Source organism: Anabaena sp. AL09 (assembly GCF_001672255.1).
GTDB lineage: Bacteria > Cyanobacteriota > Cyanobacteriia > Cyanobacteriales > Nostocaceae > Dolichospermum > Dolichospermum lemmermannii.
The window spans coordinates 35856-62702 of record NZ_LJOQ01000050.1; the positions used below are offsets into that span (position 1 = coordinate 35856).

Here is a 26847-nt window from a genome sequence, read left to right on the forward strand (position 1 = left end):
CCTGTGGTTGCCCAGATTTGCCTAGGGGCAAACCCCCTGTGGTTGCCCAGATTTGCCTAGGGGCAAACCCCCTGTGGTTGCCCAGATTTGCTCAGAGAGTCAGAGTTTGAGAGATGGAATTTTTGAATTTTATACCTCAATTCAGCAATTTCAAGTCTGTAGTCTTCAAAATTTCAGTATTATCTTTTCTCACTATTAAAGTAGAAGTAGAATTACCATCTTCAGTTATCGGTTGTTCTAAAATGTAGACATAATCCCCATTTTTCCAACCTGTAACACATTTACCATCTCGACAGGAAACTTTACCACCTGTTAACTTGAGACATTTACCATTAGTATCACATCCTTGATAACTCACATTTCCTGTACCATTAACCCCATTCCAAGAATCAGTATTACTCAAAGTAATCGTCCATTCACCATTACTTAAAGTTTGTGATTTACCACTTTTGGAATTACTGCTTGGTGATTTTTCCTCTGCACCTTCACTCACAACTTCCATTTTTGTAATAATGGATTCTTTGCGAGTTTTACCACAAGGTTCTGCACTTTGACAATCACTAACTGATTGTATTTCATAAACAGCACGGACTTTTTTATTGACAAACTTCTTCTCGTCAGCACAAATATCAAAACTCGCACCAACATTGTGTTCAATGCCTTTTTTATCTACTAAAGTGACGTAACACATTAAATCACCATTAACCAACTCCTTAACTGTTCCCACCTTTGGTTGATTACTTTCGGTTTTTTTAGGATTTTTATCCAGATTTTTACGAACCTGTTTTTTCTTCTCTTCCTGATTATTTTTATTTTCCTGTGTTGCTGATTCTTGTTTATTCTCCTGTTCGGTAGCTGCTACTGGAAAAGTTTGCGCTTGACTTTGCGTGACACTATTACTTGCATCTTCTTTAACGGTATCCTTGGGTGCGCTACCGCAACCTATCAAAGATACACAGCTAAGAATTACAGCAATTGCGGGAATTAATTTTTTCATTGTGAAATTACAATAATCGAGAATATTCTCGTATTTTAACATAAACCTAATCTAATCAGATTTATCTTGTATTTTCACTTATCAGAATTATTTGTAGATACAACCTGAATTAATTGATAATCTTTAAAACTACCAATAACCCGATAAGGTATTGGTAACTTAACAAAACTTGGTTGATAAATCCAAGCATAACTAAAAATAGGTAACTGAGAAATTGAATCTACACTTTTACCATACTGGGGTGTATAAAAGTAAATTAATAGAGATTCTTTATCATTAAATCCTGTTCCTTTGACAAAGTTAATAGGATGATTATGCAAAATTTTATTAATTGATTCTTGTTGATAAAATACTCTAAAATTCGGATTAAAATCACCTAATAAACCTAAATTACCCGCTGTAGCTAGAGATAACCAACAACTAATTAATATCCCACCTAGCCAATAACGAGAAGTCAAAAACTTTTGGTGATAGTGAAAATTACCTATCCAGATTAATGGTACAATTAAGCTGCCAAAACCAGAATATATTCCTAGAATTGCATATTTGTGAATATCTACTTCACCCCAAATTAAAATACCTGTTCCAGCTAAAACTAAAATAACGCCTAATATTCCCCAAGCGTAACTAATATTTCTGGGTAAATAAATCATTTGATGAGATGAATATTGATCATCAAATCCTTTTTGGTAAATTTTTCCTAACCAATCTAAACCCACCGCAGCTAGAAAAGCAATAAATGGATAAAGGCCAAGACTATAATGAGAGAAACGAGTAGAAAATATACTCAATTCAGTAAATAAGACAACAGGAAAACCGATTAATATTAATGGATATTTAGAAATTGAACGCCGTATGACTAATACTAAACCTAATAAACTAAAAAATAACCAAGGAAAAGATTTTAAAGCTAGATTCCACACATAAAAGAAAATGCCATTTTTATGTTGTTCATGACTACCTAGTTCTATGACAAATCCCAATAAAGCCCCAATACTATCGCTACCATAACGCAACCAACTAAAATAAAGCCAAATTAAGCTAGGAATTAAACCCACTAAAAACCCTAAATACAACATGGGGTTAGTTAAATGACGATGACGGCGATGATCTATAATTAAATAAGGTAATAATGCTATCATTGGTAAAAAAATCATTAAGCTTCTCATTAAAAAGCCTAAGCCAAAACTTAACCCAGTTATAAAACCATAAAAATATCGTTTTCGAGGATCTATGTCAGATTTTAATAGGGAGAAAATTCCCATAAATACTAATAAGATAGTTGGGACATCTGGTGTGGCTAACCGACAATATTGCAACCACAAAAATGCTACATTTAAAATCATGATTCCCAAAAATGCTAATTCTTGAGATAGTAAAATTTTCCCAACTTTATAAATAACAAATATGCTCAAAATTCCCGCAATCATTGTTGGTATTCGCGCAGTTATATCACTAACACCAAATAGCTGATAAAAAATAGCAATTAACCAATAAAAACCAGGGGTTTTATGATGAGGATTACCCCAAGGAGATACCCAGTCACCAGTTTCCAACATTTGTCTGGCTCTTAACGCATAAAGGGTTTCATCATGAGCCATGAGACTGGTTTCCCCAGAAGTAAATAACAATAAAGGAAGTAGCCAAATTAACAACTTGGGATATGGTAATTGCCAAAATAGCCGAATTAATTGGATAATCAAAATAATTAGGGGTGATTTAAAAAACATTTATGAATAGTAAATATAGTATTTACTCATGTAGAATAAGTTAAGTTATCAAAAATAACTTATCAATTAGAATACTATTCAAAATTTTCAAATCGGGGAAAAAAGACGTTTATGCTCCTGCAACCAAGTCAACGCATTAAATTAGATGAATCGGATGATCTATTATTCTATAGTTACCCTCGCTTTGTCACTCATGTAGATGAGGGTTTTATTCAACAATTAACTGATTTATATCGTCAGCGACTGCAATCAAATACTCGTATTCTTGATTTGATGAGTAGCTGGGTATCGCATCTACCCACAGATATAGATTTTGCTCATGTAGCAGGACATGGACTAAATGCTGAAGAATTAGCCCGAAATCCCCAGTTAAATCATTACTTTGTCCAAAATATCAACACAAATCCCCAGTTACCTTTTCCAGATCAAGACTTTGATGCTGTTATTAACTGTGTTTCTGTGCAATATATCCAATACCCAGAGGCTATATTTTCGGAAATACACCGCATTCTTAAACCCGGTGGGATAGCAATTATTAGTTTTTCTAACCGGATGTTTTTTCAAAAGGCAATTCAAGTCTGGCGAGACGGTTCGGAAGCTTTTAGAGTAGAATTGGTCAAGGGCTATTTTGCCTCAGTTCCTGGATTCACCACCCCAGAAGTGATTTGCTCAAAGTCAGCAGCACCAGGTTTTTTACAGTGGTTGGGGGTACCAGGAGGAGATCCTTTGTATGCGGTGATAGCTCAACGTCTTGCGTAGTATTATTACCTCTAATCATTATTTAAAAGTAAATTTCTAGTTTGTAAATGGCAAAATAGTTGATAATTGCCTCACAAGCTCAAGTATTAAGGAGAAGCCAAAAATGGTGAAAAATCATGGGCGGAGAGTTTTAGCTGCTGTATTGCTATCAATCCTACTACTAACTACAGCCTGCTCGACAAAAGCACCTAGTCGTTTTGATCAAGTACAACAAGAAAGTACCAAGCAAAGAAGTGGACAGGCAGTAGTTAAAAGTGCAACTCAGGGTAGTAAATTAAATAAATTCTTCCCCAGTAGCGAAGATGGCTATGATCGTGTCTATACCCAAGAGAAAAAAGGCTTTTCTGAAGCAAACTTGAAAAAAGGTGGCAAAGTAGTTGCTCAACTCGCTATTTCTGATACTAGCAGCATACCAGGAGCAGCAGCTAAATTTGCTAACAGCACTGAAAAAATAGGCGGTTATCCTGCGGTAAAAGTTGGTAACACTCAAACTTCGGTTTTGGTGGATAAGTACCAAGTCAAGGTAATTTCTAAAAGTCCATCATTTACTGCGAGCGATCGCGCAGCCTGGATAGAAAAATTTAATCTCGATGGTTTAGCAACGTTGAAATAGTTTAATCGCTTCCCTAACTAACAACCGACGTTAATACAAAACATACACAAGGAGACTTTTGTGAGTAAATCAATTTTCGAGTTAGTTGACGAATTACCAACCAGTAACTTGACTGTTTCCATGTTGAAAGCTTTGGATTTTGTTGCTCCTGGTGAATGGCAAAATACTGTTGGTTTTGTGAATACCATTAAAACTGTTACTGGTGAAACTGACGAAGACCTAATTCAACAAATTGGCGAAAGAGCGATTTATCTATTTAACGACAAATCCCAAGGCTATCAAACCGCCCTCTGGCTGTATCAAACCGTTGACGGTACAGATAAAGTTTTAGGTGCAGCCGCTTTAGCTAACAAAGTTGGTCAAACAATTCCCCTGTTCGGTTTTTTAAACTCTTTGACCCCCAAACCTGACAAAGCGCAAACTATTGACTTAACCTTGAAAGTAGTTGCTGAATTAGTCGCCTTTTGTCAAATTAATGGCATTCCTGGGGACAGCATTGGTGATTTTGTTGCTGCTTTAGGTGAGTATGGTGGCGAATCACTGATCCGCATGGTGGCATTAATTTGTGTTGATGGTTTAATTCCCCTCGGACCCGACTTCATTGATAAATCATTATCAATGATTAGTCAAATGAACCCTCAAGAGTTACAACAAAACCCGACTTTTAGAACCATCCAAGATACAATTCCCGGTAATGGTGTGGGTGGTAAAATCGACTTTATTGGCAACAGTTTAGACGGAGTTAAAGGCTGGATGAATGGTATTGTTACAGCTAATGCTTTAACAGCCCAAAAAGTCTTAGGACATTGCAAAGGTTTTCTCGACTTTGCTGATGATAAATTGGACTATGTAGCCGCATTCCTAGACGTGTCTACAAACTACTATGAACACACAGGTACGCAGACATTAGCACGCCGCTTAATTGAACGAGCGATCGCTGAAATCTAGCAGTTAATTGCACAAAAAATCAAATAGGGGCAGGATAAACTCGCCCCTAACCACTGCATAAATTGTACTTGATATCATTGGTAACTACTTGTAATTTGTTTCAATTAACAGGAAATCCGTCGGGATTTCCAGTTGCAGCAGACAAGACTAAAAACTTATCGTTTGAAGCGAGAACGTTGTTGACGACGTTGTTTGTGTCTAGCTATAGCTTTGCGCTTTTCTTTTTCTAAAGGTGTCTCAAAGTGACGCTTTTTCCGCATATCTTGGAAAATTCCCGCTTTGGAAACTTCCCGCTTAAATCTTCGCAGTGCTGATTCAATTCCTTCATTTTCACCTAAGACCACTTGTGTCATTCCTGTTCCTCCGTAGTTTAAATTAATATTTGAGAACTAAAGTCAAAATAAAATATTCCAGCGGCGTTTAGTCTAGGACTGTATCTGCTGGATACTCTAGATTTTAATTTTTTTTTACTGGACTTAATAGCGATTGCGATCTCAACCGAAAATAATCCTTACCTCCCCCATTATAACACTATATGAGAATATTAACCCATGATGAGCAAAATTTCCCCACAAAACTTTGAGCATTGTTAGGGAATTTGCCCCGATCAATACTATTTTAGTTTGAAGCAAACCGTGTGAGAATGCTTTGTGCTTCTTGACATAGTTCCTCATGATTTTGAGCATTACTCGCCAGTAATTCCCCCCATTGATGAATGTCGCCGGTGTTGTATTTTAATGGCGTGCAGTCAAAATGGGTAAACTTGCCACCTGCTTCCGTTAATATAAGTTCGGGAGCAGCCATATCCCAGTCTTTCGGTGCGGATTTACCGGCAAGGGAAATATAAACATCTGCTTGCTGTTCAACTATTGCTGCAATTTTGCAACCGACGCTACCAATCGCTTTTTGATTTTGACAGGGCAAGTGCTGTAAGAGATATTCTAACCTATCGTTGCGGTGTGAGCGACTAACAACCAAAATTAGATCTTGGATATTTTTATGGGAGTTAAGTCGCACAGGCATAGAACCAGTTGTGGTTTCGATAAAAGTCCCACTGCCTCTGGTGGCATAATACAACTTTTGTGTCTCTGGAACTGCCACGACGGCTAACATTGTCTGTGTTCCTTGCACTAAGGCAATATGAATGGCATATTCTCCAGTTTTGTTGATAAAGTCTCTTGTCCCATCTAATGGATCAATTATCCATACCCACTCAGCAGGATTTTTTCCCTGTTCTGATTTATGAGTTTCTTCGCTGATATATCCAAAGTCTTCATTCCCGAAAGCGGCTTGTAGCTGTGACAAGATATATTCACTAACAGCCAAATCTGCAACTGTAACGGGTTCATTGTCTTTATATTGAATATCTAAATTTGGTACAGCGATAGTACCATGATAATAAGAACTGAGGAGACTGGCTGCACCCCAACCAACTGACCGCGCAATTGTTAATATTTCGGATAGGTCTTTCATTTGAGGATAAATTTGGGTGGAATAGGAAAAATGAACATTAAATATTTGAATTTAGCCAAGGGCGCGTACCGAAATATTTACACGCTTCCGTAGCAGTATTACCAGCTAGTGCTAATGCTTCTATAAAATTTGTTTCCAGGATATAGTGACAGAAAGCACCGTGAAAAATATCTCCTGCTCCTAGTGTATCAACGGGCTGGATTCTTGGCACATTTACCACACCAAATTGACTACAATTTAAGTATTGAATGGGATTTTCTCCTTGAGTAATGGCAATGTGAGGAATGTTAAAATTTTGCAAATAGGCAAAAACATCTTGCTGATTTTTGCAGTTAGGGGGATAGAAATTAGCAGAACAAATAGCATAGTTTACAAAAGGTAATATTTCTGCAAATCCTGGTTTCCAGCTACCACCATCAATGACAACGGGAATATTTTGTTTTTTAGCCATTTGGGCAATGATTTTGCTAACTTCTATTTGATGTCCGTCAATTAAGACAATATCAATATTTTGTAAAATATTTGCGGGGATAGAGGTAATATTTGCCTGAGTTTTGATGGCATTAATAGAAATTACCGCTCTTTCTCCTGTAGCTTGCGTAACAATAATTGAAGAAACGGGTGGTGGTGTATGGCGATGGGAGTCTAAGTCAATAATTGCGACTTGGTAATTCTCTAAATCGCTACGAATTAGCTGTGTAATATCGTGGGAACCCAATACACCTAAAACTGTAGCTTGGTTGCCTAAATGACTCAAGGTGACGGCGGCATTTGTTGCTGGTCCTCCTGCTGATACAGTATAGTCAGTGGCAACAAGTTTTTGATTATTTTGGGGAGGAGAGTCCGCGAGATAAATTAAATCTAAGGTAATTAAACCCACAAATAAGCCAGATTTGATCATTGATAACTTTGTTAAATTAATATGCAAACTGAACCAAAACCAGGAACACTTTATATTGTCGCTACACCCATTGGTAATCTCGAAGATATGACTTTTAGAGCGGTGAGAATTTTGCAAGCAGTGGATATGATTGCGGCAGAAGACACACGCCACACAGGCAGATTACTACAGCATTTTCAGGTGAAAACTCCCCAAATTAGTTACCATGAACATAATAGTCATAGTCGTATTCCTGAATTATTAGAGCATTTACAATATGGTAAAGCGATCGCTTTGGTAAGTGATGCGGGAATGCCGGGAATTTCTGACCCAGGATATGAGTTAATTAAGGCTTGTATTGATAATGGTATCACTGTTGTGCCTATCCCCGGTGCAAGTGCTGTAATTACGGCTTTGAGTGCGGCGGGATTACCCACAGATAGGTTTATTTTTGATGGTTTTTTACCGGCTAAAAGTCAACAACGCCAGAAATATTTGGAATCTTTGCAAGGTGAATCTCGAACTTTGGTTTTCTATGAATCACCTCACCGATTGCGGGATACTTTAGCAGATTTGGGGACAGTTTTAGGAAGCGATCGCTCTCTAGTTATAGCACGGGAGCTAACTAAATTATACGAGGAATTTTGGCGAGGAACAATAGAGGATGCGATCGCTGATTATACCCAAAGAGAACCCCAAGGAGAATATACTCTCTTGGTAGCAGGAAATCCACCGAGTCAAATCCAACTGACAGAAACAGAACTCAAAGCTGAGTTATTACAGCTTATGCACCAGGGGATTTCCCGTTCCCAAGCTAGTCGTCAGTTAGCAAAAGATACTTCTTTATCTCGTCGCTATCTGTATCAACTAGCTTTGGCAATTGAAATCAATCTTGAATCTGAAATTATTACACAACCTGAGTAAAATTCATTATAAAAATATTAGTTTTGACAAAACAGCAACTAAACAAGACCTCAAAGCACACCTCCCTGTAGCATTTGGATATGAGGGGGGTGGTTTCTCTTAGGTTTAGGCGGTTTGGGCGGTGGACAGGGGTGAGTGGAAGTCTTCTCTCGTCTACATACTTGTATATCATCAGCGCATTAAGGAAAATTTTCCCATGCTTGGGCAACCAACTGACTTAACCAGCACCTTTGTTGTCTATCTAACATTTTATCATCCGCTAATACCTGGGTAGTTAATTGATCTAAAGACTGACCCTGAGCGCGAACTACTCTAATTACACCAGCAATTACCGCAGCCACTAATTCTTCATCAACTGGCTGTTTTCTTAATGCAGATATTTCTTGGGGACTGTCTGGGATAGGATAATTCATGGCATGGGTTTAGGAAATTTACAACATGAACAATAAAATTGATAAATCATTAAAATTCTTTATGGAATCTTTATGAAGTTAATTAGCGCAGAGTCTAACCTAGTTTCTGCCTTTTTTTAATCTGTCTGAGTGAGTAGATTCGTTATGAGATATCAGAACAATATGCAAGAACTTCTTTATTTAGAAATTCCTACACCCGATACAGTATCCGTAAGCAAATGGCTACAAACAGATTTCGTTGTCGAAAATAGTCAAAAATTCATCACCCCAGATGGGTTTCGGTTGGAAAGTGCGGCTAAAAGTACCATTGCCAATAGCGTAGAACTATCTGTATTTGTGTGGTCGGTGCAGCGGACAACTTACCTAAAAGTATTCCGTTGGGGAGATAAACCTTTTCCCCAGGAGAGACGCATTCTCCAATCTCTAACGCGGAAAATTAGAAGTCGCTTTCCCAATTGCTACCCAGAACCACCTGTCATTGATCCCCAAAAATCAATTTTCGCAGAGTTAGAACCCTATTATCCTCTAACTGTCAAGTATTTTCAGAAAATGCCTAATGGAGAATATGACCTCAAGCGCGCTTACTGGTGGGAGCAAAGGTGGCGAGAAGGGGTAAGAAATCCTCAAAAGCCTCGTCAAGTAGTATTTTATCAAGGGAATAGTCAGGAAATATCACCTATCCTCTCCCCTGCTGCTAGTCCTCAGTATGACCTCATTTATATTGGTGGTGCTTTGGGGTCAATTCATGCCGCAGTCATGGCTAAATTGGGCTATAAGGTGCTGTTGGTGGAAAGATTACCTTTTGGTAAAATGAACCGAGAATGGAATATTTCCCGTGATGAAATCCAAAGTTTAATAAATTTGGGTTTGCTCACCAATGCTGAATTAGCAGAAATTATTTCTAGGGAATATAAAGACGGTTTTAATAAGTTTTTTGATGGTAATAATCCCTCTAATTTGAAATCCTCTGTTCTCCATACTCCCACAGTCTTAAATATAGCTTTAGATTCAGAAAGGTTACTGGCATTATGTGGGCAAAAACTTCAAGCCGCTGGTGGTGATATTTGGGATGAAACGGAGTTTTCCCAAGTGAATATTAGTCCTACACAAGTTACGATTAACGTCAAACATTTGCCTACTGGTAATGAACAGCAGGTGAGTGGACGTTTATTGATAGACGCAATGGGAACGGCTTCACCAATTGCTTGGCAATTAAATGGTGGTCGGGCTTTTGATAGTGTGTGTCCAACGGTGGGAGCAGTGATTGAAAAGGGCTTTGAGCCTGGGGTTTGGGATTCTGAATATGGGGATGTTCTTTACAGTCATGGGGATATTTCGAGAGGTAGACAGTTAATTTGGGAGTTGTTTCCTGGTGTTGGTGAAGAATTAACAATTTACCTATTTCACTATCATGAAGTAAATGAAGAAAATCCTGGTTCTTTGTTGGAAATGTATGAGGACTTTTTCACAATTTTGCCAGAATATCGGCGTTGTGATCTAGATAAATTAGTCTGGAGGAAACCAACTTTTGGCTATATCCCAGGACATTTTAGCGCAGATAGTAGCGATCGCACAATTGCAGTTGATAGATTAATTGCCATTGGTGATGCTGCTTCTTTGCAATCTCCGCTAGTTTTTACTGGTTTTGGTTCTTTAGTCCGCAATTTAGACCGATTAACTACTCTGTTAAATATTGCCCTTAAACATGATTTATTGAGTCAGCAGCACTTAAATAAAATTCGAGCTTACCAAAGCAATGTGGCTGTAATGTGGTTGTTTTCTAAGGGAATGATGGTTCCCACGGGCAGATTTATCGCCCCCCAAATGATAAATTCGATGCTGAATACTTTCTTTGGCTTATTAACAGATGAAACCCCAGAAGTAACTGATAATTTCATTAAAGACCGTTGTGATTGGTTCACTTTTAACCGTCTAGCTTTGAAAGCAGCTATGAAAAATCCGGCTTTATTATTGTGGATTTGGCAATTAGCTGGTTGGCGAGATTTATTACGTTGGGTTGGGAATTATGTCAGCTTTGCTCGTCATGCTTTCATCAGTGTTATTTTGGGAATATGGTTGCCGCAATTTTTGAAATGGAATCAATCTTGGTTAGAAAATCGCTTTCCAGGATTATGGTTACAATTGTTAGTAATTAACTATGCAATTACTACAGGTAGACCACGATTACCGCCGGCATTGCGTTAGTTTCATATATTATCAAGGAATTGGGGATTTTGGAGTCCTAAAACTTCTAAAATCCTTAATTTCACAACTTATTCGGTTTCAACTCCACTCTATCCCTCTTCTATGAACCGTAGATACAAAAAACGTTTGCAAACGTTCATCAGCTTCAGCCTATTTACCACCTTTCTCATCCCTTATGCCGTCACCGCTACCCCTCCACGTATCCCAGATAAAATCGTTAACTGTGAGCTTCTCGTTGTGGGTGGTGGACTCTCAGGAGTCGCTACAGCGTATGAAGGTTTACTTGCAGGACGCACAGTTTGTTTAACAGAAATAACCGACTGGTTAGGGGGACAAATTTCTTCTCAAGGAACATCTGCATTAGACGAAAGACCAACTCAACGAGATAAACAATTCTATTCTCGCGGTTATTCCGAATTAAGAAACCGTATTGAACGCAAATATGGCAAACTTAACCCTGGTGATTGTTGGGTGAGTGACTCCTGCTTTCTGCCTCGTGATGCCCACAATATCATGACACAAATGCTCAAAGATGCGGAAAAAAAAGGTAAAGGAAAATTACAATGGTTTCCCAATACGGTAATTAAAGATCTACAAATTAGCAAAGATGGCAAAATTATTAATAACGCCATAGCAATTCAACATCAACCAGCAAAAAATCAACCACCTCTAAATACTAATACCTTATCTCAAACCATTGAAGATGCTTATAGTTATAAAAACTCATCTCGTTTGAGTAAAACTATTATTCAGTTTCTCCCCAAACAATCTCAAAATAACCCAGGAAAATGGTACATTATAGACGCAAGTGAAACCGGGGAAATTATCGCTTTAGCAAATGTTCCCTATCGTCTAGGAATTGATGCCCGTTCCTATCTTGAACCTTCATCTTCTAGCACTACAAATGATCCTTATTGTCCCCAAGGTTTCACTTATACCTTTGCAATGGAGGCAACAAAAGCAGCGCAGCAACAAACAATGCCCCCATTTTATTTACAATATTCACCATATTTTAGTTATGAATTAAAACGATTAGCAAACTTTGATTTAGTCTTTACCTATCGGCGAATTTGGAGTCCCCAAAAAGGACAACTAACTACATTTAATGGGGTGAAGTTTACTGCACCCACACCAGGGGATATTTCCATGCAAAACTGGACTTGGGGAAATGATTACCGTCCGGGAACAGCCGCAGATAATCTCATTTATACTCGTCAACAATTAGAAAATTCTGGACAGCTAAAACCTGGAGGTTGGCAAGGAGGACTACGCACAGAAACCCTGCGTAAAGCTGAAGAAAAGGCATTTTCTTTTTTTTATTGGTTATATGCAGGAACTACAGATTCTCAACTAGGTAATGGTGTGAAACAACCGCAAACAAATATCCGTTTCTTAACAGGTTTAGATTCGCCAATGGGGACAGTTCATGGGTTATCTAAATACCCCTATATGCGGGAAGGAAGAAGGATTATTGGTCGTCCGAGTTGGGGACAACCGGATGGTTTTGGCATTTGGGAAGTTGATATTTCTCGTCGTAATTATAATGATCAATATTATCAGAAAACTCTGCCAGCAAATATGTATCGCAGTTTAAAAGCAACTGTATCAGGTTTGGAAGCAACATCTGTAATTAGGGGGGGAATTTCCCCAGAAAAAGCTATGCGAAGAACTCGTTCCACAATTTACCCCGATGCTGTGGGTATTGGTCATTATGCCATAGATTTTCATCCATGTATGGCAAAAAGTCCAGTAGAAGCACCTGGTAATACTGAACGTGCGGGAGAAAGACGCGGTGCAGGACAAGCTTATCCTTTCCAAATTGCCCTACGGGCAATGATTCCCCAAAAAATTGATAATTTATTGGTAGGAGGAAAAAGTATTGCTACAAGTCATATTGCGGCTGCTGCTTATCGAGTTCATTCTTTTGAATGGTCTTCTGGTGCGGCTGCGGGAACTGTGGCCAGTTTTGCACTCAAACAAGGAATTGCACCCTATCAATTGGTTGATAATTTACCTAAACAAGAACCACAATTACAAATTTTAAGAAAGCTGTTGGAAGCAAATGGGAATCCTACGGCTTTTCCTGATACTTCTATTTTTAACGAAAATTGGGACGATTGGCGGTAAGTTTAGTATCTTTGGGGTTTACGATGTAAACCCTGATGATTATTTTTAATTGTGATCAGATTTTTCGACTTTTAACTGGAAAGGAAAAAAGTAAACTTGTAGCTTATTATGTTAATCAAGTCTATGGGTCATTTAATTTTTGAGAAATTGTATATAACACGAGATTAGCAACAATTATTATCTTACTATGTCGCAACAAAAAAAAGAACCAAATGGATGTGGATGTGCAAATATTCCATTTTCTCTAGTTATAGTTATTTTCGGAGGTGGTTATTGGTGGTTAAGCCAGAAAGGAAATTTAGATATCAGCAAATTTTTACCTCAGATGCAACAAATTGCTATTCCAATTTTGAATCCTACACCAGTTGCTTCTCTAATTCCTACTTCTTCGCCATTAAAACCTGTCAATATCTCTCCTAATCAGAAACAAGCTGCAATCAAAAAAATTATACCTAAAAAAATACCATTACCTCCAACTCCTTGGGAGAAAAAAGTCATTAGAGGCATTTATTTAAGTCGTTATCAAATTACTAATAATGCTGATGAAAAAACGATTCGTGAAAGAGTCCGTTACTACCATTCTCAAGGTTTTAATACTATTATTCACGGTGTTTGGGGTAATGGTTGTACGATGTACAATAGTAAGGTGATGCAGCAAACTTTAGGTTATAAAAGTTGTCCAAATCTATTTCAAGATCAATGGCTAGATTGGGTAATTGATGAGGCACATAAACAGGGGATACAAGTCCATGCTTATTTTGAAAAAGGAATCAAAATAGATAAAAATAGCCCGATTTTTGATTTAGCAATTTCTCACAAATGGATTGTCCCTGGCATAGATAAAACTTATTCTGGCATTGATCATTCTGTTCTTGATGTGGAAATTCCTGAAGTTGCTAATTTCTTCAAAAATATCTTAGTAGAATTTGTCCAAAGGTATCCCAAAATTGATGCTGTCCAATGGGATGATTATTTAGGTTATCATGCTGAATTACCTGGTAAAGTAGATCGCACTGCTAAGTTAACTACTTTTGTCCAGCAAATGATTATGGGAATGAAACAAGCTAACTCAACTGTTAGTTTTGATATTTGCCATCATAACCCCTATTGGGCTAAACGATATTTTGCGGCTGATTGGCAAAAATGGAAGGTAGATAGAGTATTTATCCAAGCTTATAATGATGCTAATTTTCAAGAGGAACTAAATTATGTGAAAAATTCGGCGGGAATTGCTATTAGTGAGAAACAATTCCACCGCTTAAAAGAATTAGTAGATAATCCTGATGTCAAGAGTGTTTTAATTTTTCCAGCATCTGGAAAACCAGAAGAAACAGCTTCTAACTTAAACAGCTTTATCATCAAGTCAGGTGGTTTACCTTAACTAAATATTAATCTGGTAAAAATTCAGAATTAAGGGTTTGTTCGCAAGTGTATGGACATATTTCGGGAAATACCTGTTGACCTAATTGAGTTTCTCTCATTGCTAATGCTAAACCTAATTCGTAAGCGGTGAGAAAAACTTCCTCTAAATAAGGTTTTAAACTAGGACTATCTTGTAAAAGTAGTTTGATTTGAATCCGTTGTTCTCGAATCGTACTCAACCAAATACTACTGCGTTTTTCTGCTTGGAATTGCCATTTTAATAGATGTCCTAGCAACACAGCTAATCTATTTCTGAATTCTTGTCTTTCTTTTCTTCCCAAGGTTTCTAATTCTTCAATTAGGTTGACAGTATCTAATGTATCCCATTGTTGAGTTTTGAGTAAATTAACCTGTTCTTGAGTCCAAGCATGAAAGTCGCTTGTATAGAGGAGAAAAGTGTTCATTTTCGCACCTATTATAGGTTTATATATTCTTAGTTCAATTGTATTCTATATCTCATATACGAAGTTATTAAAAGGTAAAATGTTAATTATTTCATAGATATAAATTAATATTTTTACACATTATCGGCTTGTGTCTGACTACTAACTCAGTCAGCAATGGATTAAACTAGTTATTTCTAATGTCAGTTTGTACAACGTCGTTTTTGGCTCATTTTTCTATGGTGACAAGACTTGCAGATGTGTACAGTATGGCTTCAGCACCGACTGTGACACCTGACCGAGTTAATCAAGTGACTCGGAAAACCTATCCTAATTACAAGGTAATTGTATTGAATGATGATTTCAATACTTTCCAGCACGTAGCTGAGTGTTTAATGAAGTATATTCCGGGAATGTCGGGGGATCTCGCTTGGGATCTCACTAATCAAGTCCACCATGAAGGACAAGCAATTGTCTGGACAGGACCCCAAGAACAAGCGGAATTATACCACCAACAACTCCGTCGGGCTGGGTTGACAATGGCTCCCCTGGAAGCAGCCTAATCATTATGTCTAAACCCACCGATGGTAGGCTAGTTTGGAATCACTCTACCCATATTCCCGGTCTAATTCCTATTTTAGAACGTTTGTGTCGAGAGGATGGTATTGGGACGGTGACACCTGCGGTGATTGGTAGAGCTAGAGGTCATGCACCAAAAATGCAGTTGCGTGTGTCTGTACCCATTCGCGGTGGTTATAAAATCATTGCTCGTCAAGGCAAAACTGTGCAAGAGGTATTTATCCTCACAACTTTACTCCAGGAACAACTCGAAGGTGCGATCGCTATTGCTATGAGAATTGCCTAAATTATGAATTTACAATAGCAAGGTTGGAGCTAAATATAGTTCTAACCTTGACTTTTGATTATTCTTCAATTTTATGAACTGCAAATTTATGTAACGGCAAACTCAAGATACAAGAAAATGTTAAGAAATATGACAAAGCTGTAGTAATTCTCAAAGTTATAATTACAGCTTCCCAATTGAATAAAAATACTTTTTCCATCCCAAAGGCGATGCAATATACTAACCAGTAAGCAAAGCTCATTGTTAAAAGACTTTGTTCTGTTTCTTGAAAATCATCTATTGCTTGATTATGATCCTTCAATAACCATAGACCAACTATACAAGCGACGGAGGAAATAGCAACTACAAACTCATGGCAACATAAATTTACCGTAGGCATTTGTCCTAGTCTCCATTTTCAATGTTTTGATATTCCCATGGAAACCTAGTCTAAAGGAATATGCCTCAGAGTTATCCAAAATAGTTACAAAGCGCAATTCCTCAACAACTTTCTTCACATATCCCGATACTCACCTCGGAACTAGGCTGTTGACTTTGTGTGTTTTTGAGTGATATTTTTCATCAATGCTAACTATTTTGAGTGGAATGACTGATAGTCATTCATCTTCATAGTCGAATCATTATTACATCGTGGCAAGTAGCAGATTAAGTAATGAGTAGGATCGTAAACTATTGGCAGTCTGATAATTGCAGTTAAAACTCAGGAACTTGAACCTGTCTTATTGTACCTGCGTAATGTTTCATAATTATTTCAGGTGAATTACCTACCCATTTAGCAACCTGTACCACACTCACACCAGTTTCTAAGCAATTTGTGATAAACGTATGTCGTGTATGGTATTGGGGACGGTAAGGAACATTTAACCCAGATAATACAGTTTTCCATGCTCGATTAAGAAAGTTGTGAGCATCAATTAAACCGCCCTTGGGAGCTTTAAAGACTGGTGTATCTGCATTAGGATTACTTGGTTTAATGGAAAGTAACAACTCTTTGAGTGATTGATTAATAGGGAATTTACGGCTCTTATGAGTTTTGGTATCTTTACGATTACCTTCTACAACTGCTTCACTGAAAGTAATTAACGTTAGATTACTATTGATGTGACCCCAACTTAACCCTATAGCTTCAGAAGTCCTACAACCCGTCATAAACAGAAATCTAACATAATTTGTGTAGTGATTGTAGTACATATTCCTCTCAAAAGCTGCAATAATCTGTTCTTGCTCACCTTTATTAAATGGGTTGATTGTTTCATCTTCATCTTTCACAGCTACTCTTACCTTCTGTGACATCCCTATAAATGGGTTATTACTAATCAACTCACAATCTGTTCCCCAATCACAACAAGCTTTTAATTGTGTTAAAACACGCCTCGTTGCATTTGGTGTTAATTTCTCTAGCAAGAAATCTCTGATTATTACCGCTTCTGAAAGCTTATGAGTTGGTAAACTGGCAATATGGTTTCTAGTTTTCTTGAAATCCTTATTAATAGTCGTTATACTCAAAGTTTTAGACTTATAAGTTGTGTACTTATCCCATAACTCAATTAATATTGGTAGTTGTTGACTTTCTGTGGGAGCAACAAGGGTTAAATGAATTTGAGGTTTATATTTAGCTAAGGTCGGGTCAAAGCGTTCAAATGCAATATCTGATTCTATCTGTTTAGCTTTAGCCTCAGCAAGCTTACGATTTTCTGATGTATCTGAAATTCCCAAAGTGAGATACTTTTGTTTCCCCCCAAATAAGTGACATGGTAAACGCAGTTTGAGTCTGTCTTGGAACGTTTCGACACCGACTGAACCTTTAGATGCTTTCTGTTCCACCTTCATTACCATATTCCTTCCGTCCTTTTGACTATCATTTCTCCTCTGCTCTATATCATCATAGTCAATTCATAGTCAAACCCAAAAATACAAAAACTCCCGCTAGAAATTTACTTAATTCCAGCAGGAGTTATCCAAATACCTTGATTAACAAGGATTTTAGCTATTCTAATTAATGCCAGGAACGAGACTTGAACTCGTGACACGTGGATTTTCAGTCCACTGCTCTACCAACTGAGCTATCCCGGCAGGGGGCTTTTGCTTCACCACCGATATTGAATTTAGCATAGAAAAAAAGATAAGTCAAGGGGTTATTTAAAATAATTTTAGCTAACCTTCATTGTCAACTTCACCCAGGTAAACACAGTCACAAATACCAGAAACTGCACAAAAACAATACTCGGACCAGAAGCTAGGTTAAATAACCCAGAAACCATCATTCCCGCGATACTACTGCTACAGCCGACAACCACCGATAGAATCAGAAAGCGGCTGAAATGGTGACTCATAAGTTTGGCTGTAGCAGCCGGAATCACTAAAAACGCATTTACTAATAAAACACCAACGGCTTTAATCGCCACAGCTACAGCGAGGGAAAGCAAAACAACGAAAGCATAACGATATAATTGCACAGGTACGCCTTGTACTTGAGCAACATCAGGATTAAGAGTTAATAAAATCTGTTGTGGCAGAGTTGATAATAAAAAAACGCTACTACCAACAAGTACCAATAGCGTCAAAATTAAATCTGTGTTATCTATAGCCAAAATATCGCCAAATAGTACCCCCATTAAGTTACCGCGATATCCTTTAATAAAACTGGTGAGAATTACACCAATTGCTAACGCCCCAGATAGCACTATACTGAGAACGCTATCACTAGCCAAATCAGTCTTATCAATTAGGTAGAGAACAACAACCCCAAAAATTAAAGTAAAAGGGAGTAACATCCAAGTAGGATTAGTGTTGAGTAACACGCCTAATGCCACACCAACCAGGGCTGCATGACCAACGGCATGACTAAAAAAGGATAATTGTCGTAAAGTAACAAAACTACCCAATAAACCGCCTAAAATGCCCATTAACACAGCACCCATAATGGCACGCTGCATAAAGGGAAATTGTAATAAATTCAGCAAATCATGATAGTTAATGGTCATATAAGAGGAGTCAGGAGTCAGGAGTCAGGAGTTCAGGAGGAAGAAGAAAGAAGAAAGAAGGAAGAAGAATAGTTTATTACCAATTACCAATTACCAATTACCAATGACCAATTACCAATTACCAATTACCTGTTCCCTAATGATGATGTTCATAGCGACTAAAACCTGGTCCATAAGTAGCTAAAAGATTTTGTGGGGAAAGGGCTACTTCTGGTTTACCAGAACAGACAAGAGTTTGATTTAGACAGATGACGCGATCGCAATGACGGCTTACCATATCAATATCGTGGGAAACTTGCAACACTGTCCAATTCTCTTCTCGTTTTAATTCATTTAACAAAGCATAAAAATCCGTTGTTCCTTGGACATCTACCCCTGCAAAAGCTTCATCCAATACTAACAATTTTCGCGGTGTTACCAAACAATAAGCCAATAATACCCGTTTGAGTTGACCACCGCTCAGAGTGCCAATAGCCTGATTTCGCAAGCGATAAGCATCAGTACGGTGTAAAGCTGCGGTGACTGCTGCTGATGTTTCCCGGTTTTGTTGCCAAAATTTTGAGAAAAATGAATGTTTTCTATTCCCTATTCCTAAAGCCACCAATTCACTAACTGAAATTGGAAAACTGCGATCAAAAATAAAGTTTTGTGGCATATATCCCAACTGATTCTGCAAATTTCCTAGTCTGGAAATGGGGCGACCAAAAACTTCAATTGTTCCCGTACTTCGAGGAATTAAATCTAAAATAGCTTTGATTAAGGTACTTTTCCCAGCCCCATTTGGACCAACTATAGCTGTATCTGTTCCTGCTAACAATTCAAATGAAACATCTCGCACAGCTAAATAGCTGTTTTGATAAACTGTTAACCCGGAAACTTTTAATATTGGTAATGTAAATTCTGCTTGTGCGTCAGTCATGGAATTTAGGATTTGAGATGCCAATAATTTATAGTGATAGATGGGAAATAATGAGATTTGAATTTTCCTGCTACTTGCACCCAGCGGCTAAACTCTCCAAATTAGTTTTCATTGCCTTAAAATAATACTCTGGATTGGTATCACCCGTTTCTAAAGAATCCAAAGTCCGCACAGTTAACCCCAAATCCTGGGAAATGCTGGTGAGTAATTTGTTATTTAACCCTGGTTCGCTAAATAGGGCTTTAACTTGGTATTTTTTGACTGTATTCACCACTTTTTGCACATCTGTTGGGGAAAGTTGCTTTTCAGGAATTTCTACTACTGCTAATTGTTTAATGTTATAACGTTTGGCAAGATAGGGAAAAGCATCATGAAAAGTGATAAAGGTGCAGTTTGGTGTTTGTTTGATAGTCTGCTGAAATTCATTATTTAAATTATCTAATTTCTGGATATATGCGGCTGCATTGGTTTGATAATTGGCTTTATTGACCGGATCTGCGATAATTAAACCATCTCGAATATTGATGATTTGCTGTTTTGCTAAAACTGGATCTAGCCAAACATGAGGATTTCCAAATTGGTGTTCGTGATCATGATCATCTTCTCCTGTTGGTGTTTTATCTATGGGGGAAATTTTATTAATAGCTTGAATACCTTTACTAGCATCAATTTCCACTAATTGAGAATTTCCGGCATTTTTAATTGTATCTGCCAAAAACTCCTCTAAGCCTAAACCATTTTTGACTAATATCTTCGCTGTAGCGATCGCTTTTACATTAGTCGGTGTCCCTTGATATTCGTGTATCTCTGTACCAGGCTTAACTAAAATCTCTACATCTGCTACATCTCCAGTTACCGCTTTAGTAAACAAATAAACTGGTAAAAATGTGGTAACTACCTTAGTTTTTGGTGATTTTTGGACTGGGGCTGGTTCTGTTTTTACAACCTCCCTACTGTTAGGATTGTTACATCCATAAACTATTGACAATATTATTAAGGTAATCAGAGGTAAGAAATTTCTGGTTTTTCTATCTATTTTAACTTCTCTAGAGCTTCTCATGGTTTGAGGTTGACAATAAAACTGCATTGGCATTATATCTTATAATAAGATCCATTCTCATATAAGTCATCAAAAAACGCTACTGTATCAAGCGTTACAGAATATTTGGGAATTTCAGGTAATATTGCCGTATACTTAAAATACTTCCAGTTTATTATTTCTTAACTTTTTATTGTGATCAACTTAACTTAGGATTGTAGTATATTAAAAATCACTATTAATAGCTGTACTAACTCAAGTGTAGCATTATCAACTTTAAACACGGGTGTGAGGAAAAATGCAAAAATTTTGGACCTATTTGATTACCAGTTCCAGCGTTATCAGTTCCATACTATGTATGACTTCTGGTGCATGGGCAGAAACACTACCAACAAATAATTCAGAACAACAAGTTAATAATAGTCAAGAACAGGCAGTATCTCAAGTTACCTCCGTATCTCAGTTATCCGATGTTCAACCTGGTGATTGGGCATTTCAGGCTTTACAATCATTGGTAGAACGCTATGGATGTATTGCAGGTTATCCCAACGGGACTTTTCGTGGTAATCGGGCGTTGTCAAGATACGAGTTTGCAGCCGGTTTGAATGCTTGTTTAGATCGAGTCAATGAATTAATTGCTACTGCTACCGCTGATTTGACGACAAAACAAGACTTAGCAACAATCCAAAAATTGCAAGAGCAATTTTCCACAGAATTAGTCACCCTCCGGGGGCGTGTAGATACAGTAGAAGCCAAAACTGCTGAATTGGAAGCTAATCAATTTTCTACCACCACTAAGCTACAAGGGCAAGTTGTGGCAGTTGTTAGTGATGTGTTGACAAATAAAAAGGTCAATGGTGCGGATATTCCTGGGAAAAATACTACTTTAGCTGCGAGAACACGATTGGAGTTTGTCAGCAGTTTTACAGGCAAAGACACACTTCTTGCTAGACTGGAAAGTAATAATATTAATAGTCCCAATATTAATACTCCAGAAGGAAACTTGTTTTTTGCTAGTAGCAATCCTAGTAACAATTTTTCCATAGCAACTCTATCATATACCTTTCCTGTTAGCAAGAATACACAAGTAAAACTAATTGCTACTGGTGGTGCAGCAGACGATGTTACCAGTACAGTTAACCTGTTTGATGGTGATGGTGCTTTTGGGGCTGTGTCTACTTTTGGCACAAGAAACCCAATTTATGGACAACTGGGTGATAAAGGTATAGCAGTTAACCATCAGTTTGGCGATAAAATAGCCCTCAGTTTAGGCTATTTAAGTAGTACGGCTAATGACCCTACCCCTGGAAAGGGTCTGTTTGATGGGAATTATGGTGCTTTAGCGCAGTTAACTGTCAAGCCAAGCGATCGCATTTCTCTTGGTTTAACTTATATCAATTCCTACAATCAACCATTACTCACTGGCAGTAATAAAGCAACACTCAAACCGTTGGATACTAATTTAGATGGTATATTGGATGTGCCATTTTCTAGCAATTCCTATGGTGTTCAAGCATCTTTAGGGATTAGCAAGAAATTTGTTCTTGGTGGTTGGGCTGGTTATACCAACAGTCAAGTTTTGACGGGTACAAAGGGAGAAGTTGACACTTTTAACTATGCTGTTACCCTTGGATTCCCTGATTTGGGTAAAAAAGGTAATTTGGCTGGTGTGATAGTTGGTATGGAACCAAAAGTCACAAGTTCTAACGTTGTTGGAGTTACGAAAGATCCAAATACCTCTTATCACATTGAGGGATTTTATCAATACAAACTCAGCGACAATATCACCCTTACTCCTGCTGTGATTTGGCTAACAGCCCCAGATCACAATGATAACAATGATAATGTAGTGATTGGTGCTTTAAGAACTACCTTCAGCTTCTAATCAAAGCAATCAAATAAATCTCACAAATCATAGTTCAGATGTTGTTTCTGTTTCCTTGGGGGCAAAGATGTCTGAACTGTGATTTTTACGTTTATGATGAGTGTGATTAACGTAATTTTGAGAATGACAACAAAAAGACCAACCCCTCCCACAGGGCTGGCCTATAAAAAAACGTTGTTCGAGTTGTCTTCTCAGTAGAGTCAAAACCAAATTGCGCGTTCCCAAAATTCAACGGGCAACTTTTCTTAACAAGATTGTAACAGGCAGTACAATTTTTTCATGAAAATATCTCAAAAAATATCTGTCTTTCGATGAGTAAGTTTTCTGTTCAAGGAAAGATGAGGGAAAAGGAAACAGGGAACAGGGAACAGGAGGCAGGGGGCAGGGGGAATATTTCTTCCCAATAACAACTGTACGGGCGAAGCATTTGGAGAACTATTTTTGGCAATGATCGATAATTTATCTTCCAAATGCTTCGCCCCTACTAACAACTGACCAATTGCGGTTTCCCCCAAATAATCGTTTCTTGTTTATAAACCACAAGTCCTGGTTTTGCGCCTTTGGGTTTGTAGACGTGCTTGAGTTGGGTGTAAACTACTGGTACTTGGTCACTTTGACGGGCGCGACTGAAATAACCTGCTAGATTGGCCGTAAATTGTAAATCAGCTTCTTCTGCCACTGTACCCGGTTCTAGACGCAGGAGAACATGACTCCCCGGAATTTCTTGGGCGTGAAACCACAAATCATAGTCTCCAGCGACACGGAATGTTAGTTGATCATTTTGGATGTTATTACGACCAATGAGGACTTCAAAGCCACTCGGACTGCGGTAACGATGAAAATTAGTGCCGGGGGTGTCGTTGGTGCTACGGCTGCGGTATTCTAAGTTTTCTAGATATTTTTGCCCAATGAGTTCATCACGGATTTCTTCTAAAGCTTGTAAATCTTCTGGATTTTGGTATTTGTCTATTTGCGAAATTGCGGCTTCTACTTGTTCAAGATAGTCAATTTCTGCTTGAACTGCAAATAGTAGCGGTTCAACAGCCGCACGGGCGCGTTTGAGTTTTTGGTGCTGTTTATAAAGCTTTTGGGCATTTTGGACGGCGTTTTTATCGGGCAAAAGAGCGATCGCTATTGGCTGTTCGGTTTCAAAATCTGGTAAAATTATTTCCTGCATTCCCGGTTGCCAATGGTGCAGGTTAGCCATTAATAAGTCAGCTTTTTGACGATATTCTTCAGCTTGATCTGATTGTTGCAGGCGATCGCTAAAAGTTTTCGCTTTGGTGCGTAATTTACCCAAAATATTCAATAATTTCTGACTTAACTGATGACGCAGTTGCCCAAATAACTGTTCATTCAGTTGATCAGAATAATAACGGTAAAGTAACTCTTGAATATTCTTTGTGGGTGCAACTCCACCCCAACCCATCACCGTATATCCATTTTCTGTCCAAGCAGGTTGGAATTCACCTAAATCTAAAGCTTGTAACCATTCTTGCCAACGTTGAAATAAATTTTGCCAATCTTGGGGAGTAAGTTCATCAGTATTCGTATCTGGGATGATATTTGCCGCCAACAGCATCGTATCTAGCAAAGCCGAACTTAACCCACTATAACTTTTGAGTAATTGGCGTTTAATTCCCCCTGGGACTAAACTTACCCGTTCTTGCCAACGTTCTAGAGATTCGCTTAAATTAGGGACTTTTCCCGTCAGTTTCGGTGGTGTTTCGTAATTTTGTCCAGTTTGAATCGGACGAACACTAGATTGTTGGTGACTAACTTGATGGGCAGCAGTGATAATTTCATTACTAGCATCAGTTAAAATCACATTACTATATTTGCCCATCACTTCCGCATAAAGGTGATACAGGGCTGTTTCTTCAGGACGACGGGCAAATTGTAAATCAATTACCCGTTCCCAAGGGGAAATCGCTTCAATTCCTACTAAGGCCAACCCACCCAATTGGTGTTTTAACTGTTGACTAAAAGTAAAAGTATCTGGGGCGCGTGGTGGTGGTTCACTAATACAAATATGGGCGGCTTGGGGATGCCAGGAAATATCCAGCCAACCCCGTTGATTTAAGGTGCGTAAGGCAATGGCAATGGTAAAGCGATCGCGCTGATATACCTGTTCTATGCGTGCAGGCAACCAATTAGCGCGGATTTCGCCACAAGCGGCGGTTAAAGCGGTAAAGTCCAGGGGTTGCAAAACAATTACCCCTTTTTGACGACAAAATTACTTTTTTCTTGATTATTTTCTTGGTTCATTAAATAAATATTTTTCAGCTTGCTAAGTCTATATCACAAATACAATTAGTAAGATTCACTCAAATCTAGCTAATAATTCCTCACGAGACAATTGTAGAAGCAAAGGCGTGAATTCTTCTCTGGACATTGCAATTAGAGGGTTGATAATTGTTGCTAACTGTGAATCAACTGCACCAAAACGTAATTGCAATATACTTTCAATCATAGCGCGTCGTTCTCTTTCTATACCTTCTTGTCGTCCTTCTTGTCGTCCTTCTTGTCGTCCTTCTTGAAGTCCTTGTTTTTTCAGTTCTTCTAATTGTTGTTGATACATTTCAGACAATTTCATAATTAACTCCTGATCATCTTTATCAATATCTTGTTCTTGACGCTGACGAGCCGATAACACAGCAATTAGGTTATGTACTAATTGTATGATATCCGAAAGGAACGGACTATTATTGGCTAGTGCTTCTAATTCTTCTACTGCTTGTCTTTGGACTTTCCCTTTGCCTAACACCCTCAAAAATAGTGTTTCGGGTGTACTCGGTAGTTGATGAATCGCCACAACTACGGTTTTAAATCCTTTTGGCAAGAAATAAATACCTTTTCCCCAGTTTGTTTCATCCAGAGTCCCATGAAAAATCTCTAGGATTTCTGATGATACTGTAGGTGTAAAAATCCATAATTGAGCTAATTCTGCTTCATTTATTCGCGTATTATTACGTTTTGCTTGCCGTTCTAGGTCTGCATGAATGTCAAACAATTTACCTATACAACTGCGAGTTTCACTTTTGCTGACGGCATTACGGAATGGTTCAAATATGGCATAATTTGTCACCATTTTCCCCAGTATTCCTAGTGTTTCTAGACTTTGTGTTGGTTGGGGTGAAGGAATAAATAATACGTCTATTTGTCTGACTTCTGCGGTAATATCTTTGCTGGTTTCTACTTCTCCATAAGGCGTTAATAATTCCGTTAGATATTGTTTAGCAAATTGATCATGTATAAAGCGAGTCATTGACATTAATTTAAAGACAGAATGATTAATTTAACATTTTTTGGGTGATGGCGATCGCTTATGGTAAAACATAGGGGTTTAGCAGTGCTAAACCCCTACATATCTGGGTTTTTGGTAATCTTGTAAAAGTTCAAATCTCAACCGTTAAGAGTAGAGTATCATCCAAAATCCAAAATCCAAAATCCAAAATCTAAAATTCACTCATCCTTGCCAGGGTGAAGGGATAGGTGTAGTGGAAATCACCTTTTCTGCCATCAACCTCACGGCAGTTTTCCCACAACTTGGGCATTCTACCTCTAAATACTGTGAAGATGATACGTCTACCTCAGATAATATCCCCTGTTTGCAGTGCCAACATTCACAAATTACCCTGCATACTGGTTCGTTGCAGTCAAGGATCTTGACGTGCTGAAAATTTTGGGATTCGCTGTCTGGTTTCCTGGGCTTAGGGAATTTTTTGATTTCTTGAACTTCCATCATTTCACCGTCTAACTGCAACTATGTTTAGAGCTTACAGGAATATCCGGTAAGCGTAAAGCTCAGAGGCTAAAGCCTGTGAGATATAAGCGATTCGTAGGATTTTAATCCCCGTCATCAATTCTTACTCAATTTCTATTTTCTCTTGCCATAATTTAGCATTTTATGGATAATATTACCTATACAGGAAGGGTAATCAACCTGTTTAAAAACCCGATTGCTGCCTAAACCGCAGACACTGTACCTTGACAATTAAATCTATCGGGTTCTATTACATTGTTCTAGCTTCCTCCTGGTAATAGGTAAAAGATTTACAGGTGCTAGGCGCTCAGAATTTTGAAGCGGATTTGCTTCAACTGAAAAAAGAACTTGCTGCAAGGCAACTAGGGTAGGGCATACCCTAAGTCGCTTGGGGAGAACCGTTCTATAAAACTTACCCAAAATCACCAAAGTCTAGACACATCTGGACAGCGATAACCTTAGTGTTTACTTCCTGCTTCATCACGGTCTTAGAATGGCTTCTAAGAGGTTTTTCC

The 26847-nt window shown here is 38.1% G+C and carries 26 protein-coding genes and 1 tRNA gene; 10 read left to right on the forward strand and 17 right to left on the reverse strand.

The window, feature by feature from the left end; genetic code table 11:
- Window positions 1-136 precede the first annotated feature (136 nt).
- Entirely contained in the window at window positions 137-1039 is a 903-nt protein-coding gene (locus tag AN490_RS10140) for a hypothetical protein (protein WP_300002615.1), read from the reverse strand.
- A 32-nt stretch (window positions 1040-1071) separates the two neighbouring features.
- A complete protein-coding gene (locus tag AN490_RS10145; RefSeq protein WP_300002618.1) occupies window positions 1072-2727 on the reverse strand; it encodes a glycosyltransferase family 39 protein in 1656 nt (551 codons plus the stop codon).
- A 111-nt stretch (window positions 2728-2838) separates the two neighbouring features.
- On the opposite strand from AN490_RS10145, the gene AN490_RS10150 reads away from it, so the two are divergent.
- The 3 genes from AN490_RS10150 (at window position 2839) to AN490_RS10160 (ending at window position 5047) form a co-directional block, all read left to right on the forward strand.
- Window positions 2839-3486 (forward strand): class I SAM-dependent methyltransferase, encoded by a 648-nt coding sequence (locus tag AN490_RS10150; protein ID WP_168695110.1) that lies wholly within the window; start codon window positions 2839-2841, stop codon window positions 3484-3486.
- A gap of 103 nt (window positions 3487-3589) precedes the next feature.
- Entirely contained in the window at window positions 3590-4099 is a 510-nt protein-coding gene (locus tag AN490_RS10155) for a hypothetical protein (RefSeq protein ID WP_168633760.1), read from the forward strand.
- 60 nt (window positions 4100-4159) lie between these two features.
- Window positions 4160-5047 (forward strand): hypothetical protein, encoded by an 888-nt coding sequence (locus AN490_RS10160; RefSeq protein WP_168651400.1) that lies wholly within the window; start codon window positions 4160-4162, stop codon window positions 5045-5047.
- A gap of 155 nt (window positions 5048-5202) precedes the next feature.
- Here the strand turns inward: AN490_RS10160 and rpsU are convergent, their stop codons facing one another.
- From rpsU to AN490_RS10175, 3 genes are all read right to left on the reverse strand, one after another.
- Window positions 5203-5400 carry a 30S ribosomal protein S21 gene (gene rpsU, locus AN490_RS10165; protein ID WP_015078697.1) on the reverse strand — a complete coding sequence of 66 codons (198 nt, stop codon included), beginning with the start codon at window positions 5398-5400 and terminating at the stop codon, window positions 5203-5205.
- Window positions 5401-5665: 265 nt separating this feature from the next.
- Window positions 5666-6520, reverse strand: a complete 855-nt coding sequence (locus AN490_RS10170) for an inositol monophosphatase family protein (protein WP_300002632.1) — start codon at window positions 6518-6520, stop codon at window positions 5666-5668.
- 37 nt (window positions 6521-6557) lie between these two features.
- Window positions 6558-7421 (reverse strand): sugar kinase, encoded by an 864-nt coding sequence (locus AN490_RS10175; RefSeq protein ID WP_300002635.1) that lies wholly within the window; start codon window positions 7419-7421, stop codon window positions 6558-6560.
- Between the two features lie 21 nt (window positions 7422-7442).
- Between AN490_RS10175 and rsmI the strand changes: the two genes are divergently transcribed.
- Window positions 7443-8324 carry a 16S rRNA (cytidine(1402)-2'-O)-methyltransferase gene (rsmI, locus tag AN490_RS10180; RefSeq protein WP_300002638.1) on the forward strand — a complete coding sequence of 294 codons (882 nt, stop codon included), beginning with the start codon at window positions 7443-7445 and terminating at the stop codon, window positions 8322-8324.
- Window positions 8325-8503: 179 nt separating this feature from the next.
- On the opposite strand, the gene AN490_RS10185 is transcribed toward rsmI, so the two are convergent.
- Window positions 8504-8737 carry a hypothetical protein gene (locus AN490_RS10185; RefSeq protein ID WP_300002641.1) on the reverse strand — a complete coding sequence of 78 codons (234 nt, stop codon included), beginning with the start codon at window positions 8735-8737 and terminating at the stop codon, window positions 8504-8506.
- 162 nt (window positions 8738-8899) lie between these two features.
- On the opposite strand from AN490_RS10185, the gene AN490_RS10190 reads away from it, so the two are divergent.
- The 3 genes from AN490_RS10190 to AN490_RS10200 all read left to right on the forward strand — a co-directional run bounded on the left by AN490_RS10190 (window position 8900) and on the right by AN490_RS10200 (window position 14450).
- Window positions 8900-10942 carry a flavin-dependent dehydrogenase gene (locus tag AN490_RS10190; protein WP_300002644.1) on the forward strand — a complete coding sequence of 681 codons (2043 nt, stop codon included), beginning with the start codon at window positions 8900-8902 and terminating at the stop codon, window positions 10940-10942.
- Window positions 10943-11044: 102 nt separating this feature from the next.
- A complete protein-coding gene (locus tag AN490_RS10195; RefSeq protein WP_300002647.1) occupies window positions 11045-13069 on the forward strand; it encodes an FAD-dependent oxidoreductase in 2025 nt (674 codons plus the stop codon).
- A gap of 187 nt (window positions 13070-13256) precedes the next feature.
- Window positions 13257-14450: a family 10 glycosylhydrolase gene (locus AN490_RS10200; protein WP_300002650.1), complete on the forward strand. Its 1194-nt coding sequence runs from the start codon at window positions 13257-13259 to the stop codon at window positions 14448-14450.
- Between the two features lie 7 nt (window positions 14451-14457).
- Here AN490_RS10200 and AN490_RS10205 read toward each other — a convergent pair whose 3' ends face one another.
- A complete protein-coding gene (locus AN490_RS10205) occupies window positions 14458-14895 on the reverse strand; it encodes a DUF29 domain-containing protein (protein WP_015078688.1) in 438 nt (145 codons plus the stop codon).
- A gap of 218 nt (window positions 14896-15113) precedes the next feature.
- Between AN490_RS10205 and clpS the strand changes: the two genes are divergently transcribed.
- Together clpS and AN490_RS10215 are read left to right on the forward strand one after the other, a co-directional pair.
- Complete coding sequence (gene clpS, locus AN490_RS10210; protein WP_148766963.1) at window positions 15114-15437, forward strand: ATP-dependent Clp protease adapter ClpS; 324 nt, start codon at window positions 15114-15116, stop codon at window positions 15435-15437.
- Window positions 15438-15442: 5 nt separating this feature from the next.
- The gene (locus AN490_RS10215; protein ID WP_148763365.1) at window positions 15443-15739 is read left to right on the forward strand and encodes a DUF2103 domain-containing protein; all 297 of its coding nucleotides are present in this window, start codon (window positions 15443-15445) and stop codon (window positions 15737-15739) included.
- A 58-nt stretch (window positions 15740-15797) separates the two neighbouring features.
- Here AN490_RS10215 and AN490_RS10220 read toward each other — a convergent pair whose 3' ends face one another.
- From AN490_RS10220 to AN490_RS10245, 6 genes are all read right to left on the reverse strand, one after another.
- A complete protein-coding gene (locus tag AN490_RS10220) occupies window positions 15798-16118 on the reverse strand; it encodes a hypothetical protein (protein ID WP_015078685.1) in 321 nt (106 codons plus the stop codon).
- Window positions 16119-16432: 314 nt separating this feature from the next.
- Complete coding sequence (locus tag AN490_RS10225) at window positions 16433-17569, reverse strand: site-specific integrase (RefSeq protein ID WP_300002657.1); 1137 nt, start codon at window positions 17567-17569, stop codon at window positions 16433-16435.
- A gap of 170 nt (window positions 17570-17739) precedes the next feature.
- Window positions 17740-17812, reverse strand: a tRNA-Phe gene (locus AN490_RS10230).
- 77 nt (window positions 17813-17889) lie between these two features.
- Window positions 17890-18723 carry a metal ABC transporter permease gene (locus AN490_RS10235; RefSeq protein ID WP_213799780.1) on the reverse strand — a complete coding sequence of 278 codons (834 nt, stop codon included), beginning with the start codon at window positions 18721-18723 and terminating at the stop codon, window positions 17890-17892.
- A gap of 136 nt (window positions 18724-18859) precedes the next feature.
- A complete protein-coding gene (locus tag AN490_RS10240) occupies window positions 18860-19642 on the reverse strand; it encodes a metal ABC transporter ATP-binding protein (RefSeq protein ID WP_300002662.1) in 783 nt (260 codons plus the stop codon).
- Between the two features lie 70 nt (window positions 19643-19712).
- On the reverse strand, window positions 19713-20702 hold the full coding sequence (locus tag AN490_RS10245) for a zinc ABC transporter substrate-binding protein (RefSeq protein ID WP_300002665.1): 990 nt from the start codon (window positions 20700-20702) through the stop codon (window positions 19713-19715).
- Between the two features lie 277 nt (window positions 20703-20979).
- On the opposite strand from AN490_RS10245, the gene AN490_RS10250 reads away from it, so the two are divergent.
- Entirely contained in the window at window positions 20980-22566 is a 1587-nt protein-coding gene (locus AN490_RS10250; RefSeq protein ID WP_300002668.1) for an iron uptake porin, read from the forward strand.
- Window positions 22567-22856: 290 nt separating this feature from the next.
- Here the strand turns inward: AN490_RS10250 and AN490_RS10255 are convergent, their stop codons facing one another.
- The 4 genes from AN490_RS10255 to AN490_RS10270 form a co-directional block, all read right to left on the reverse strand.
- On the reverse strand, window positions 22857-23081 hold the full coding sequence (locus AN490_RS10255; protein ID WP_300002672.1) for a hypothetical protein: 225 nt from the start codon (window positions 23079-23081) through the stop codon (window positions 22857-22859).
- Entirely contained in the window at window positions 23051-24775 is a 1725-nt protein-coding gene (locus tag AN490_RS10260) for an NFACT family protein (protein ID WP_300002675.1), read from the reverse strand. Before AN490_RS10260 ends, AN490_RS10255 begins: the two co-directional genes overlap by 31 nt.
- Window positions 24776-24889: 114 nt before the next feature.
- Window positions 24890-25834: a hypothetical protein gene (locus tag AN490_RS10265; RefSeq protein WP_300002679.1), complete on the reverse strand. Its 945-nt coding sequence runs from the start codon at window positions 25832-25834 to the stop codon at window positions 24890-24892.
- Window positions 25835-26035: 201 nt separating this feature from the next.
- The gene (locus tag AN490_RS10270; RefSeq protein WP_027402957.1) at window positions 26036-26311 is read right to left on the reverse strand and encodes a hypothetical protein; all 276 of its coding nucleotides are present in this window, start codon (window positions 26309-26311) and stop codon (window positions 26036-26038) included.
- Between the last annotated feature and the right edge of the window lie 536 nt (window positions 26312-26847).